At 64.9% G+C, this 13,696-nt stretch carries 13 protein-coding genes; 11 read left to right on the top strand and 2 right to left on the bottom strand.

Annotated features, from left to right (window positions below; translation table 11 throughout):
• Positions 1-90: 90 nt before the first annotated feature.
• The 8 genes from IE116_RS15510 to IE116_RS15475 all read left to right on the top strand — a co-directional run bounded on the left by IE116_RS15510 (position 91) and on the right by IE116_RS15475 (position 8,151).
• Positions 91-1,290 (top strand): ABC transporter substrate-binding protein, encoded by a 1,200-nt coding sequence (locus IE116_RS15510; protein WP_189613844.1) that lies wholly within the window; start codon positions 91-93, stop codon positions 1,288-1,290.
• 9 nt (positions 1,291-1,299) lie between these two features.
• On the top strand, positions 1,300-2,172 hold the full coding sequence (locus IE116_RS15505) for a branched-chain amino acid ABC transporter permease (protein ID WP_189613842.1): 873 nt from the start codon (positions 1,300-1,302) through the stop codon (positions 2,170-2,172).
• Positions 2,173-2,201: 29 nt separating this feature from the next.
• Positions 2,202-3,203: a branched-chain amino acid ABC transporter permease gene (locus IE116_RS15500; protein ID WP_189613840.1), complete on the top strand. Its 1,002-nt coding sequence runs from the start codon at positions 2,202-2,204 to the stop codon at positions 3,201-3,203.
• Positions 3,200-3,952, top strand: coding sequence for an ABC transporter ATP-binding protein (locus IE116_RS15495; RefSeq protein WP_189613838.1), 753 nt, complete (start codon positions 3,200-3,202; stop codon positions 3,950-3,952). The genes IE116_RS15500 and IE116_RS15495 overlap by 4 nt, the downstream gene beginning before the upstream one ends.
• Positions 3,949-4,662 carry an ABC transporter ATP-binding protein gene (locus tag IE116_RS15490; protein ID WP_189613836.1) on the top strand — a complete coding sequence of 238 codons (714 nt, stop codon included), beginning with the start codon at positions 3,949-3,951 and terminating at the stop codon, positions 4,660-4,662. Before IE116_RS15495 ends, IE116_RS15490 begins: the two co-directional genes overlap by 4 nt.
• 39 nt (positions 4,663-4,701) lie before the next feature.
• Positions 4,702-5,421, top strand: a complete 720-nt coding sequence (locus IE116_RS15485; protein ID WP_189613834.1) for an alpha/beta fold hydrolase — start codon at positions 4,702-4,704, stop codon at positions 5,419-5,421.
• Between the two features lie 85 nt (positions 5,422-5,506).
• Positions 5,507-6,511 (top strand): 2-hydroxyacid dehydrogenase, encoded by a 1,005-nt coding sequence (locus IE116_RS15480; RefSeq protein WP_189613832.1) that lies wholly within the window; start codon positions 5,507-5,509, stop codon positions 6,509-6,511.
• Positions 6,508-8,151, top strand: a complete 1,644-nt coding sequence (locus IE116_RS15475) for an L-lactate permease (RefSeq protein WP_229828203.1) — start codon at positions 6,508-6,510, stop codon at positions 8,149-8,151. Before IE116_RS15480 ends, IE116_RS15475 begins: the two co-directional genes overlap by 4 nt.
• Positions 8,152-8,249: 98 nt before the next feature.
• Here IE116_RS15475 and IE116_RS15470 read toward each other — a convergent pair whose 3' ends face one another.
• Positions 8,250-10,022 carry a tannase/feruloyl esterase family alpha/beta hydrolase gene (locus IE116_RS15470; RefSeq protein WP_189613831.1) on the bottom strand — a complete coding sequence of 591 codons (1,773 nt, stop codon included), beginning with the start codon at positions 10,020-10,022 and terminating at the stop codon, positions 8,250-8,252.
• 129 nt (positions 10,023-10,151) lie between these two features.
• On the bottom strand, positions 10,152-11,033 hold the full coding sequence (locus tag IE116_RS15465; protein ID WP_189613828.1) for a LysR substrate-binding domain-containing protein: 882 nt from the start codon (positions 11,031-11,033) through the stop codon (positions 10,152-10,154).
• A 126-nt stretch (positions 11,034-11,159) separates the two neighbouring features.
• Here IE116_RS15465 and IE116_RS15460 point away from each other — a divergent pair, with 126 nt between their 5' ends.
• The 3 genes from IE116_RS15460 (at position 11,160) to IE116_RS15450 (ending at position 13,680) form a co-directional block, all read left to right on the top strand.
• Complete coding sequence (locus IE116_RS15460) at positions 11,160-11,708, top strand: carboxymuconolactone decarboxylase family protein (protein WP_189613826.1); 549 nt, start codon at positions 11,160-11,162, stop codon at positions 11,706-11,708.
• 34 nt (positions 11,709-11,742) lie between these two features.
• Complete coding sequence (locus tag IE116_RS15455; protein ID WP_189613824.1) at positions 11,743-12,543, top strand: SDR family NAD(P)-dependent oxidoreductase; 801 nt, start codon at positions 11,743-11,745, stop codon at positions 12,541-12,543.
• 72 nt (positions 12,544-12,615) lie between these two features.
• Entirely contained in the window at positions 12,616-13,680 is a 1,065-nt protein-coding gene (locus IE116_RS15450; protein WP_229828202.1) for a Bug family tripartite tricarboxylate transporter substrate binding protein, read from the top strand.
• The last annotated feature ends 16 nt before the right edge of the window (positions 13,681-13,696 follow it).

Genomic DNA, 13,696 nt, shown 5'->3' with positions numbered 1-13,696 from the left:
CGGAGGCGTCGTGCTGGCATGCTGACGGCGGGTGGTGACACCATCGTGCACCCCCGCCAACGATGCCAGAGAGCGTCACAGGAGACGACCATGACCCCCTTTCCTTACGCCATTCCGCGCGCCCTCGGGCGATGCCTGCTTGCCGGCGCGACGCTGTTCGCCGGAAGCGCCGCCCATGCCGACGACATCAAGATCGGACTCATGTCGCAATTCTCGGGCGTGTATTCCTGGTGGGGCCAGGAGTACCAGCGCGGCGTTGACATGTACCTTGCCCAGAACGGCAACAAGGTCGGCAACCACACCCTGACCGTGCTGCCCCGCGACGAAGCCGGCACCAGCCCGCAGCGCACGCGCCAGCTCGCCCAGGAACTGACGGTGCGCGATCGCGCGCAATACCTGATCGGCGGCGTGTTCACACCCACCGTGCTCGGGACCGTTGACATCGTCAACCAGACCAAGACGCCGTACGTAGTGCTGAACTCGGGAACGTCCAGCGTGACCGACAAGTCGCCGTACTTCGTGCGCCTGGGCTTCACGCAGTGGGCCGTGAGCGTACCGCTCGTGACCTGGGCCGTGCAGCAGGGCGCAAAGAAAGCCGCGATCGTGGCCGCCGACTACGCGCCGGGCTATGACGCGCTCGAAGCGTTCGGATCCACCTTTAAGAAGCAGGGCGGCGAGGTCGCGGCCGAGATCAAGGTGCCGCTGGGCACCACCGACTTCTCGACCTACCTGCAGCGCGTGCGCGACGCGGGTGTCCAGTACGTGTTCATGTTCATGCCGGTGGGTCCGATGTCGGCCGGCTTCATCAAGGCATTCAAGGATCGCGGGCTGGACAAGGCGGGCGTCACGCTGCTGGCCACCAACGAGTCGCAGGAGTCTGATCTGCCCGTGGTGGGTGACGCTGCGCTGGGCCTGGTGACCGCGCTGCACTACACCCCCTACCTGGACAATCCGGTCAACAAGGCCTTCGTTGCGGCCTACAAGCAGAAGTTTGGCGCCGATGCGCTGCCCAGCATTGCGTCGGTGGCGGCCTATGACGGCATGCGGCTGATCGCGCAGATGGTCAAGGCGACCGACGGCAAGAAGGATGGCGACAAGGCCATGGCCGCCGCCAAGACCGCGAAATGGGACAGCCCGCGCGGCCCGATCTCCATCGATGCGGACACGCGTGAAGTCGTGCAGAACATCTACATGCGCAAGGTCGAAAAGGTCGACGGCAAACTGGGCAACGTGGCGTTCAGCACCTTCCCGGCCGTAAAAGATCCCTGGCACGAACTCAACCGCAAGTAGGCCGATTCCATGCCGAATGCTCTTGCCACGCTGATCTCGCTGCTAATCGACAGCCTGGCCTACGGGATGACGCTGTTTCTCATCTCGGTCGGCCTGACGATCACGCTGGGGGTCATGCGGGTGGTGAACCTTGCCCACTCGACCTTCGCGATGATCGGCGGCTACCTGGCGCTGTACCTGATGCAGGCGCAGGGCGTGAACTTCTATGCCGCCGTGCCGCTTGCGGTGCTCGGCACCATGCTGGTGGGGGCGCTGCTTGAACGCACGCTGTATCGCTGGGTGTATCGCAGCAACGATCTGGGCCAGTTGCTGATGACGATCGGGATGGCCTTCATTGCCACCGCCATCATCAAGAACCTGGCAGGCCCGCAGATCCAGAGCCTGTCATTGCCGGCCTCGCTGGCCGGCAACTGGCAGCTCGGGCCGATCGACGTGTCCATCTACCGTGTGTTCCTGATGGCCGTCAGCGGCATCGTGGCTGCGTTGCTGTGGTTCAGTCTGGAACACACGACCTTCGGCGCCAGCCTGCGCGCCGCCGTCGACAACCCGCGCATGGCGCGCTGCGTCGGCATCAATGTGCCCGTGGTGTTCGCCAGCACGTTTGCGATCGGCTGCGGCCTGGCTGCGCTGGGCGGCGCGCTGGGGGCGCAACTGCTTCCGCTCGAACCCTACTACGGCCTCAAATACCTGGTCCTGGTGCTGATCGTGGTGGCGGTGGGTGGCCTCGGCAGCCTGCGCGGTTCGTTCTATGCGGCGCTGCTGCTGGGCGTGCTGGATACGCTGGGCCGCTACTACGTGCCGGCCATCGGCGGCTTCGTGATCTACATCAGCGTGCTGGTCATCCTGCTTTTGCGGCCGCGCGGACTGGTGGCGCCAGCATGAGCGCGCTCAACATTCGAAAGGAGGGCGCAATGCCTGACGTCACCGCCCGGTCGTTCCGCCGGCAACGGTTCACGTGGGTCGATCTTGGCCTGCTGGCCGCTGCGGCCGCGACCTGGTTCCTGGGCGATCTGTACCTGGTCCTTGCGACCACGGTATTGATCATGATCATTTTTGCACTGTCGCTGGATCTGTCCTTGGGCTATGGCGGCATCGAGTCGCTGGGCCATGCGGCGTTCTTTGGTGTCGGCGCCTACAGCGCGGGGCTGTTCGCCTTGCATGTCAGCCCCGAACCGCTGACCGGGCTGCTGGTGGCTGCGGCCATCGCAGCGCTGGTCGGGCTGGTCTCGGGCATGGCCATCCTGCGCACGCAGGGGCTGACGCAGATCATGCTGACGCTCACGGTCGCCACTGTCTTGCTGGAACTGGCCAACGTGGCAAAGACCGTGACGGCGGGGGACGACGGCCTGACGGGCTATTCGGTGTCGTCGGTGCTCGGCCTGTTCGAGTTCGACGTGTATGGCAAGGTGGGCTTCCTGTACGCCGGCGTCGTGCTGGTGCTGGTCTACGCGCTGCTGATGTGGATCGTGAACTCGCCGTTCGGCCTGACCGTGCAGGGCATTCGCGAGAACCCGGTGCGCATGCGCATGCTCGGGGTCCCTGTGCGTGCGCGCCTGCTGGCGGTGTATGCGCTGTCGGCCGCGATCGCGGGTGTTGCCGGCGCCTTGTCGGCGCAGATCAATCGTATCGTCGGGCTCGACACGCTGTCGTTCACGTTGTCGGCCAACGTGCTGGTGATGCTGGCGCTGGGCGGCACGGGGCGGCTCTACGGTGCGTTCTTTGGCGCGATCATTTTCGTGCTGCTGTCCGACCGGGCGGCCGCGATCGACCCGACCAACTGGCTGGCCGCATTGGGCGTGCTGCTGATCCTGGTGGTGCGGTATGCGCCGCGCGGGCTGAGCGGCTGGACCGAACGCTTCCAGACGACCCGGACGCCCGACGAAGTCGCCGCAGCCAAGCGGGGTGGGGCATGACCGCGGCGCTGCAACTGCAAGGCATCAACAAGCGTTACGGGGCGCTGCATGTCACGCGCGACGTCAACCTGGAACTGCAACCCGGCGCGCGCCATGCGCTGATTGGTCCGAACGGTGCGGGCAAGAGCACGCTCGTGCATCTGATCACCGGGCTCGTCCCGCCCAGCAGCGGCAAGATGTGGCTGGGGGGTGAACTGCTGACCGGCCGCACGCCCGAGCGCCGCGTCAAGCTGGGGCTGGGCCGCACCTTCCAGATCAATTCGCTGTTCGGCAAGCTGACCGTGGGCGAAAACGTGGGCCTGGCGCTGGCCGCGGCCCATGGCGTGGATGGCAGCATGGGACGGCCTTTGCAGCATCGGCCTGAACTGATGGACGAAGCCGCGCAACTGTTGGCCTCGCTCGGCCTGATCGATCTGGTGGGCCGCACCGTCAATGACCTGGCCTACGGACAACGCAGGCTGGTCGAAATCGCGCTGGCGCTGGCCCTGCGTCCCAAGGTGCTGCTGCTGGATGAGCCCGTGGCGGGGGTGCCATCGACCGAAGGCAAACGTCTGTTCGAACTGCTGGAACGGCTGCCGCCCGATGTCGCCACCCTGGTCATCGAACACGACATGGAGCTGGTCTTTCGCTTTGCAAAGCAGATCACCGTGCTGGTGGAAGGCGCCGTGCTGCTGGAAGGCCCGGTCGACGAAGTGCGCAGCAGCAAGCTGGTGCGCGATGTGTATCTGGGCGGAGGGCGTCATCCATGAGCGATCTCTTGAACGTCGACAACGTGTTTGCCGGCTATGGCGATATCGCCATCCTGGAAGGCGTGTCGATCACCCTTCGCCAGGGCGAGGCAGTGGCGCTGCTGGGCCGCAACGGGGTGGGCAAATCCACCTTGATCAGTACACTGATGGGCTTGACCGACGTGCGCAGCGGCACCGTGCGCTATCGCGGCGAAGACATCGGAAAATGGCCCAGCCATGTGCGGGCGCGGCGTGGACTGGGCCTGGTGTCGCAGGAACGGGAAATTTTCCCGTCGCTCAGCGTCGAAGAAAACCTGGTGGTGGCCACCCGCCCCGGCGCGTGGACGCTTGCGCGCATCTACGAACTGTTTCCACGCCTGTTTGAACGCCGACGCAACATGGGCAACCAGTTGTCGGGCGGGGAACAGCAGATGCTGGCCATCGGACGCGCCTTGATCGGCAACCCGGCGGTGCTGCTGCTCGATGAGCCCTTCGAGGGCCTGGCGCCCATCATCGTCGATGGCCTGGTCGATGCCTTTCGCCGCCTGCATCAGGAAGGGGAACTGGGCATCATTCTGGTCGAGCAGCATGCGGCGCTGGCGCTGGAATTGACCGAGCGCGCCACCGTGCTGGATCGTGGGCGCGTGAGCTGGTCGGGTGACAGCCGCGAACTGCTGGCGCATCCCGAGCAACTGTCGGCGCTGATCGGGCTGGCCGAAGCCGCTGCCTGACCCTTTATTTATTCGAAGTCTTTTTAGGAGCCGGCGATCGTGAGCGCCCAACCCCTACTTTTGTTGCCCGGGCTGCTGTGCGATGCGGCCGTCTGGGAACCGCAGATTGCCGCATTGGGCGATCAGGCGGCGTGCATCGTTGCCGACTACGGCAGCGCGTCCTCGATTACCGAGATGGCGCAGGTCGCGTTGTCGCTCGCGCCGGCCGGGCCGCTGGCCGTCGCCGGCCACAGCATGGGTGGCCGCGTCGCGCTGGAAGTCATCCGGCTGGCGCCCGAACGTGTCACCCGCCTGGCGCTGATGGACACGGGCTATCAGGCCCTGGTGCCCGGCTTTGTGGGCGAAGGCGAAAAGAAAGGGCGCTATGCCCTGCTCGACACGGCACGCTCGCAGGGCATGCGGGCGCTGGGCCTGAAGTGGGCGCCCGGCATGGTGCACCCGTCGCGCGTCAATGGGCCTTTGTTCGAAGCCGTGCTGCAGATGATCGAACGCAAGACGCCCGAGATCTTTGCCGCGCAGATCCATGCGCTGATCAACCGGCCGGACGCAAGCGGGCAACTGGCAGGCATTGCCGTGCCGACGCTGGTGCTGTGCGGGCGCGACGACAGCTGGAGCCCGCTGTCGCGCCATGAAGAGATGCACGCGGTGCTGCCCCGCTCAACATTGAGCGTGATCGAAAACTCCGGCCACATGAGCACGATGGAGGAACCGGAGCAGGTAACCGCGGCCATGAAGGCGTGGTTGGTCGCGCCCGTGTAACGTCGCCGACCGGTGCGTGCTGTATGGTGTCCGTCAGGCGGCTATGGACTCTTTCCGTGGCTGTCCTGTCGAACCCGAGGTCGCCATGAAAGTTGCTGTCTTCAGCGCCCGCTCCTATGACCGCCGGTTTCTCGATGAAGCCAACGCCGCATCACCGACAACCCCCGCGACCGACATCGTTTACTTCGACGTTGCGCTCGACGCCGACACGGCTGCGCTGGCGCAGGGGTGCCAGGCCGTTTGCGTATTCGTGAATGACCGCCTCGACGCGCCGGCGCTGCATGCCCTGGAGGGACTCGGCGTCGGCGCCGTTCTGCTGCGATGTGCCGGTTTCAATAATGTCGATCTGACGGTGGCGCTCGAGCTTGGCTTGTTCGTAGCCCGCGTTCCGTCCTACTCCCCCGAAGCGGTGGCGGAACATACGCTGGCCTTGGTCATGACGCTCAACCGCCAGACCCATCGTGCCTACGCCCGCGTGCGGGATGGCAACTTCATGCTTGAAGGCCTGCTTGGCAGCACCCTGCATGGCAAGACGGTGGGGATCGTCGGCACCGGCAAGATTGGCCTGGCGACTGCCCGGATCTTTCATGGCATGGGATGCACGGTGCTCGGATGCGATCCGTATCCGTCGCCGCTGTTCGAGCCCCTTGGTCACATGGTGTCCCTGGAGGAACTGCTGGCTCGCTCGGACATCGTGACCTTGCATTGCCCCCTGACGGAGACGTCGCGGCACATGATCGATGCCGATGCGCTGGCGCGCATGAAGCCAGGCGCCATGCTCGTCAACACGTCGCGGGGGGCGCTGATCGACACGGCCGCAGTGATCAAGGCGCTCAAGTCCCGGCATCTTGGCCACCTTGCCATCGACGTGTATGAACAGGAAAGCGCGCTGTTCTTCCAGGACCGCTCGGGCCAGATCATCGATGATGACGTTTTCCAACGCCTGATGACCTTCCCGAATGTACTGGTGACCGGACATCAGGGCTTTTTCACAGTGGAAGCGCTGCAGGAGATTTCGACCGCGACCCTTCTCAATCTGCGCCATTTCATTGATAAGACGCCCTGCCCCAACCGGGTGAACGCAGCGTGAGCGGCGCACCGCCGCTGTTCTGGCAACAGATCTACGATCCTCTGGGCAGCCCCAACCTGTCGGCGCTGCTGGCCGCACTGCCGGTCGTGTTTTTCCTGCTGGCGTTGACCGTATTCAAACTCAAGGGACTGACCGCCGCGCTGCTTGCCATCCTGGTGTCGGCGGCAGTTTCCTTCCTTGTATTCGGCATGCCCCTGGACATGATCGTTGGCGCCGCTGTGCTCGGCATCGCCAATGGCGTCTTCCCCATCGGATTCATTGTCTTGATGGCGGTGTGGCTCTACAAGCTTGCGCAGCGTAGCGGCAAATTCCAGGTGATACGCAACAGCATCGCCACGGTGTCCGAAGACCAGCGCATCCAGGTGTTGCTGATCGCGTTCTGCTTTGGTGGCTTCCTGGAAGGCGCGGCGGGTTTTGGCGTGCCGATCGCGATCTGCGCGGCGCTGCTTGTCGAACTGGGCTTCAGGCCGCTGAAGGCGGCCATGCTGTGCCTGCTCGCCAACGCCGCGGCGGGCGCGTATGGGGCCATCGGCGTTCCGGTACTGGTGGGCGCGCAGCAAGGCGGCGTCAGCCTGGCAGAGATGTCGCTGATGCTGATCGCCATTGTGCAAGTCTGCACTGTGTTCGTTCCGGCCGGGCTGGTATGGGTGCTCGATGGCTGGCGTGGCGTGCGCGAAACCTGGCCGGTGCTGCTGTTCGTGGGTGTCGTGTTCAGCGGCGTGCAGACGCTGACCTTGATCTTCCTGGGACCCGAACTCACCGATATCCTTGCGCCGCTGGTGACGATGGCAGGCCTGGGGGCCTTCATGCAGTTCTGGCGGCCAAAGCGCATCTATCGCGAGGCCGACGCACCGCCGTCGGCAGCCGGAACCGAGTCCTTGAAAGACGTGCTGCTGGCGTGGTCGCCGTTCTACTTCCTGACCGGCGTCATCCGGGTGTGGAGCCTGCCTGCCTTCAAGGCGCTGTTCGCGCCCGGCGGCAGGTTGGCCGGCAGCGTCATGCACCTGCCGATCGGCCTGCTGGACCAGCGCGTGCAAGAACTTCCGCCGCTGGTTGCAGCGGTGCATACCTTACCGGCCGTCTGGCATGTGGGCCTGCTCAATGCGTCGGGCATGGCGATCCTGATCGCGGCGGTGCTGACGACCGTGTTTTCGAAAAAGCTCGGTTTGGCAGCGGCGGCAAGTGAGTTGAAATTGGCCGCGAAGGACATGTGGAAGCCGCTGGCCACGGTGTCGCTGGTGATGGCCGTGGCGTACATCACCAACTTCTCTGGCGCGTCATCGACGATCGGCTTTGCGCTGGCACAGGCCGGCGCAGCGTTCCCGCTGCTGTCGCCCGTGATTGGCTGGCTGGGTGTCTTCATGACGGGGTCGGTGGTCAACAGCAACACGCTGTTTGCGCATTTGCAGGCCGTGACGGCATCGCAGATCGGTATCGATCAGGCGCTGCTGGTGGCGGCCAACACGGCCGGTGGCGTCATGGCCAAGCTGGTGTCTCCGCAATCGATTGCCATCGCTGCGGCGGCGGTCAAGCTGGTCGGCCAGGAATCGGCCATCATGCGGTCGACGCTGACCAGCAGCCTTGGTCTGCTCGCTTACGTGTGTCTGTGCACCTTGTTGTGGTCGATGGTGCTGGCGTAAACGACGACGCCTCATGCAGACGGGGGTCCGCATGAGGCGTGCTGACACGTGTCGCCACGCGGGGTCGATCAGGTCCGGCCCGTATCAGCCTGGCCGGGTCACCCCGCCACGCATTGGTAGTTTGCCGCCACATTCCCACCCGCAGGCGTTGCACCCGTGTAGCGCGGGAACAGCGGATAGCGGCACATCGGCTTGGACGCCGTGACGGCGTAGGGCGGCAGCGCATCGCGGTTGGTCAGCGTCATGCTGTCCGCCGGCTTCACGCCGCGTTCCACCCACGCTTCCAGCGGCGCGAGCAAATCCACGCGTCCGGGAATGCCGTAGGTCGGGGCATAGGCCGAGCCGGCGGGAACGCCGCCCGACGTATGCGGCAGGCCCGTGGCCACATAGGCTGCAAAGAACTGCTCGGTCCTGTCCTTGCCCATCTTTGCGCCCACCGCGTTCCAGTAGTCCAGGCCGGTCTGCGGACTCTGGCCCTTGTCGCCCAGGTCTTCCCGCAGGATGATCTTGCCACCGCGGTTGAAGAACGCCGTCAGGTCCGGATTGGTCGCATCGATCATGGCGGACACGGCCTGCACCCGCGCCTGGAAGGCGGCCGGGTTGTACGTCAGCGCATTGAACGACGGGTTCTTGGCAATGAAGTAGCGGACGTAGTAGCTGCCGAAAAGATAGCTGCGCCCGATGCCCGCAAGGGTGTCGGGATCGCCCGCCGTGGGGGGCACCGTGCCCGTCACCCAGTTCGAAAAGTTGCCCGGCACCAGTTCCGAACCGTACACATAGCCGGCATACGACGTGATGCCATTGGCCAGCGCGAACGGGAAGGTGTAACCCGCATAGGCCCACTTCACGGCGGCCAGCTGACCGTCCGAAAAGCAGGCCGGGCCTTCGTCGGCGCCCGACGGGCAGCGCTTGGCGGCAATCGCCGCATCGGCAAGCGGCTTGCAGGTCAGGTAGTTGCTGACCACATTGTCGGCAATGCCGTCCTGCGCGTCGCAGGCCGCCGCGATGGTGTCATGGATCAGGGGGTTCTTGTTGCCCAGCCAACTGCCCGGCGCGCTTTGCACGGCGCCGAAACTGTTCTGGAAGGTCCACAGCGCCGTCGCGTTGATGACCGGATCGATGGTGATGATGCCGTCGAAATCGGCCGGGTAGCGCTGCGCCATCATCAGCCCCTCGCGCCCGCCTTGCGAGCCGCCCAGGTAATAGCTTTTGAGCGGGCGGTTCGCGTAGTAGGCCGAGCCAAGCTGCACCGCCACGTCATGCGTCTTCTTGTAGGACGCATACGCAAAGTTGGCGAGCGCCTCGTCGTTCAAGGCGAACGCGGCCGGGTGCACGGTGGCGGAGTTCTGATGGCCCGAGTCGGTCCGGGCCGTCATGTAGCCCTGGTTCAGCGGAAAGGGCGTTTCCGGACCGGCATTGCGGCTTTGCTGCACGCCGGTGTTCAACACGCCGTTGTACCCGCCGCCGCCGAACTGCAGCTTCTTGCCGTTCCAGCGGGTCGGCAGATTGACCTGCGACTTGATCAGCGGCGCGGTGGGATCCACGGGCCTGATGTCGATCAGGACTTCGCAATAGTCGGGCGTGGCCTGGTCGATGCCGGTGCCGGCAGCGTTCGGGCGATCGGGCAGGGCGGTGCGATACGCGGCCGACGTCACGACCGCGCCGGTCGTTGGCTCGCCAATGGCGGATGCGGCAACGGTCCTGCCGCTCAGGGCGGTGCAGGCCGTGGCGGCATTGGCCACCACCACGGGCGTTGCGAAGCCGGAACCGGCAGAAGGGGTGTCATCGTCGTCGTTGCCACCGCAACCGGCAAGTGCCGTCAGGGCAATCAGGGCAGTCGTACCCGACCGCAATATCAAGCGCGTAGTCATGCTGTCTCCTTATGCCAATCACCGGGTGGCGCTGGCGTTCTTGTAAGTCGTCATACAAGACAGCTTGGCACCATGCAGGCGCGCGGACCAATGCTTAAAGGCCGGGGAGTGATACGTTTTGCTTATTCGTCATATGTCCTGCGCGCCCAGCACCTGCAGGACCCGGGGAAGCACAGGCAAGGTGCTGCGCGGATTCCAGACCACCGAAAACTCCGCGCGCGCATCGCACCCGTGAATGGGCTTGAAGCACACACCCGGCACGGCCGCGCGCGAGAACGACTCAGGCACGAGCGACACGCCCCGTCCCATCGCCACCAGGCTCACGATCGACACCAGGTGCTTGGCCGAGTGCAGTATGTTGGGACTGAAGCCAGCTGCCATGCAGACCGATACGGACAGGTCATGAAACGTTGGCGCGCTCTGGCGGGGAATCGCAATGAACGCGTCGTCGACAAGTGCGGACAGGTCGATCTCGGGCTTGTCTGCCAGCCGATGCGTATCCGGCAGCGCCACGACCAGGGGCACGCGTGCGACGACATGCGATCGCATCTCTCCGACCTGCGACATCTGGCCAAAGCCAAGGTCCAGGCGGTCTTGCTGCAGGGCTTCCAGCTGTTCGTGGGATCCCATCTCTTCCCAAGCGCTTTCCACGCCGGGCAGGTCATGCTCGATCCGTTGCACGAGCCGCTCGATGCCCATGAACAGCACGGCGGCGACAAAACCGATACGAATGCGGCCGATCTCACCCCGCTCCGCCCGTTGCACCGCGCGCAGCGACCGTTCGGCGGCGGTGATCAGGCGGCGCGCTTCCTGGACCAGTTCTCGCCCCGCAGGGGTCAGCCGCACGCTGCGCTTATTGCGCTCGAACACCTGCACGCCCAGGCGAGCTTCCAGTTGTTGGATGTGTTTGGTCAGGGACGGTTGCGACATGTGCAGGCGCTGCGCCGCCCGCCCGTAATGCAGTTCTTCAGCCAGTACCAGGAAGAGTTTGAGCGACTTCAGGTCCAGCATCCGCGTCTCCACACAGTTATTCGATTCGAGTATTACTGAGTGTCCAAAAAACGATTGGACCGCTATTACCGAGGTGCGCAGAATACCGGAGCCGATACAACAACGACAACACCTCTGGAGATACGCATGCCGCGCGTGCCCGACCTCGATCCCGGTGCCATGACAGACCACCAACGCAAGGTCCACGACATGATCGCGGGCGGTCCGCGCGGGCAGGTGCGCGGGCCGCTGGCCGTCTGGCTCAACCGTCCGGGACTCGCGGAGCCGGCTCAGGCACTGGGCCAGTACTGCCGGTACGACAGCAGCCTGTCGACGCGGTTGTCGGAGCTGGCCATCCTGGTCATCGCCCGGCATTGGAATTCCGAATTCGAGTGGTGGGCGCACAAGACCCACGCCCTCAAAGCAGGCCTGCCCATCGAGATCATCGACGCCATTCGCGACCGTCAGCCGCCGCCCTTCACGACCGACACCGAAGCCGTCGTCGTCGAATTCATCAGTGTGCTGCATGCTCAGCGTCGCGTGCCGGATGAACTGTACGCACGCGCGCTTGCCTTGCTCGGGCAGGATGGCGTGATCGATCTGGTCGGCCTTGCCGGCTACTACACCCTAATTTCGATGACCATCAACGTGTTCGACGTGCAGCCGCCGGAAGGCGACCCACGCGAAATGGGTTGATGCCCTCGCATCCAACACAGACACAGGAGACACCATGACAGGACGACTCGAAGGCAAGGTTGCCATCATTACCGGCGCAGGGTGCGTCGGTCCGGGCTGGGGAAATGGCCGCGCCGCGGCGGTGCGATTCGCGCAGGAAGGCGCGCGTATTTTCGCGGTCGACCGCGACCTGGACGCAACGCAGGAAACGCTGGCGCGCATTGCCGAATTTGGCGGTGACGTCACGCCGTGGACCTGCGATGTGATGTCGGCGGACGACGTGGCCGCGATGGTCCAGAAGTGCCAGGACACCTATGGACGCATCGACATCCTGGTGAACAACGTGGGCGGATCGGCCAAGGGCGGTCCAGTGGAGCTGAGCGAAGCGGACTGGGACCGCCAGATGGACTTCAACCTGAAGAGCGTGTTCCTGACTTGCAAACACGTGCTGCCCATCATGGAAGCGCAAGGCGGCGGCTCGATCGTGAACATGTCGTCCACGTCCGGCACGCGGTGGACCGGCGCGGCGCAGATCGGATATGCCAGCGCCAAGGCCGGGATCATCCAGTTCTCGAAAGTGGTCGCCGTGCAGTACGCAAAAAAGAACATCCGTGTGAACACCGTCGTGCCGGGGCAGATGCATACGCCTATGGTCGAAGTGCGCCTGGCGGGTCAACGCGCAGGGGGCGATGTCGATGCGCTGCTGCAGCAACGGCAGGCGCGCATCCCGATGGGCTGGATGGGTGATGGGCGCGACACGGCCAACGCGGCGCTGTTCCTGGCGTCCGATGAAGCGCGCTTCATCACGGCCACCGAGATCGTGGTCGACGGCGGCATGAGCGCACGCTGCGATTGAGAAGGGTACGCGCTGTCTGCGGGTTGGTAGCCAGTGCGACATGCCCTCGATAAAAACATCAAGGAGACAAGCATGACTGTGGCCATCCACGACGGCGCGCGCGCGGCCGTCCTCCCGGCATCGCGCCGGGTCCCTCGCACGATGTCGTTTGGCCGACTGGGGTGGGCTCGACTGTCGCTGCTCGCCGTGACCGCGGCCCTGTTATCGGCCGGCGCCATGCCGGGTGCGGCGCAGGCTGCCTACCCCGACAAGCCCCTGCGCATGGTGGTGGCGTTTTCTCCGGGTGGCCCGACCGATGTGCTGGCTCGGCTGTTCGCACAGAAACTTGGCGAACAACTCGGGCAATCCGTGGTCGTGGAAAACCGTCCGGGCGCGGGCGGCAATCTGGCGTCTGACCTGGTAGCCGGCGCGCCGGCCGACGGCTACACGCTGCTCTATAACAGCTCGTCCATCACGATTTCGCCCGCGCTGTTCAATACAGCGCGGTTGGATCCGCGCAAGGTGTTCACGCCGGTGGCGTACGTTGCGACGGTGCCGCTGGTGCTGATCGTGAACCCGTCGGTCGACGCGAAGACGCCCAGGGAATTCGTTGACCTTCTCAAGCGTCGCCCGGGCGCGCTTAACTTCGGGTCGTCGGGGAACGGAACGATCGACCACCTGACGGCCGTGCTGTTCGGCAAGCAGGCCGGCGTCAGCTTTGCGCACGTGCCGTACAAGGGCAATGCGGCTGCGCTGCCGGATCTGCTAGCCGGTCGCATCGACTTCATGATGTCGGGCAGCCTCAACGCGTTCCTGCCCTTCGTCAAGGAGGGCAAGCTCCGCGCGATCGCGGCGACCACCGCGCAGCGGGTGTCGGTACTGCCCGACACCCCCACGCTTGCCGACACCGTGGCGCCCGGCTTTGACTCTGGCACGTGGCAGGGCATTGTCGGGCCGGCCGGGTTGCCCGCCCCGGTCGTTGCAAAACTCAACGATGCCGTCAACCGGGTGCTGGCACAGTCGGACACGCGTGACAGCCTGGTTGCGCAGGGTGCCATCGGAACCGGTGGCACCGCGGCCGACTACGGCAAGCTGATCGGTGCGGAATACGAACGCTGGACTCGCATCATCAAGGAAACCGGCACCCGGTCGGATTGACGATCGTGATTGCCGA

This window comes from Pigmentiphaga litoralis (assembly GCF_014651835.1).
GTDB classification, from domain to species: domain Bacteria; phylum Pseudomonadota; class Gammaproteobacteria; order Burkholderiales; family Burkholderiaceae_B; genus Pigmentiphaga; species Pigmentiphaga litoralis.
Note: the sequence above shows the minus strand (reverse complement) of the source record. Positions and strands in the feature narration are given on the sequence as shown.

Coding starts and splice junctions, on each gene's coding strand:
- IE116_RS15505 (WP_189613842.1), top strand. CDS start 1,300: ATGCCGAATGCTCTTGCCACGCTGATCTCGCTGCTAATCGACAGCCTG.
- IE116_RS15480 (WP_189613832.1), top strand. CDS start 5,507: ATGAAAGTTGCTGTCTTCAGCGCCCGCTCCTATGACCGCCGGTTTCTC.
- IE116_RS15465 (WP_189613828.1), bottom strand. CDS start 11,033: ATGCTGGACCTGAAGTCGCTCAAACTCTTCCTGGTACTGGCTGAAGAA.
- IE116_RS15495 (WP_189613838.1), top strand. CDS start 3,200: ATGACCGCGGCGCTGCAACTGCAAGGCATCAACAAGCGTTACGGGGCG.
- IE116_RS15470 (WP_189613831.1), bottom strand. CDS start 10,022: ATGACTACGCGCTTGATATTGCGGTCGGGTACGACTGCCCTGATTGCC.
- IE116_RS15490 (WP_189613836.1), top strand. CDS start 3,949: ATGAGCGATCTCTTGAACGTCGACAACGTGTTTGCCGGCTATGGCGAT.
- IE116_RS15460 (WP_189613826.1), top strand. CDS start 11,160: ATGCCGCGCGTGCCCGACCTCGATCCCGGTGCCATGACAGACCACCAA.
- IE116_RS15500 (WP_189613840.1), top strand. CDS start 2,202: ATGCCTGACGTCACCGCCCGGTCGTTCCGCCGGCAACGGTTCACGTGG.
- IE116_RS15510 (WP_189613844.1), top strand. CDS start 91: ATGACCCCCTTTCCTTACGCCATTCCGCGCGCCCTCGGGCGATGCCTG.
- IE116_RS15455 (WP_189613824.1), top strand. CDS start 11,743: ATGACAGGACGACTCGAAGGCAAGGTTGCCATCATTACCGGCGCAGGG.
- IE116_RS15450 (WP_229828202.1), top strand. CDS start 12,616: ATGACTGTGGCCATCCACGACGGCGCGCGCGCGGCCGTCCTCCCGGCA.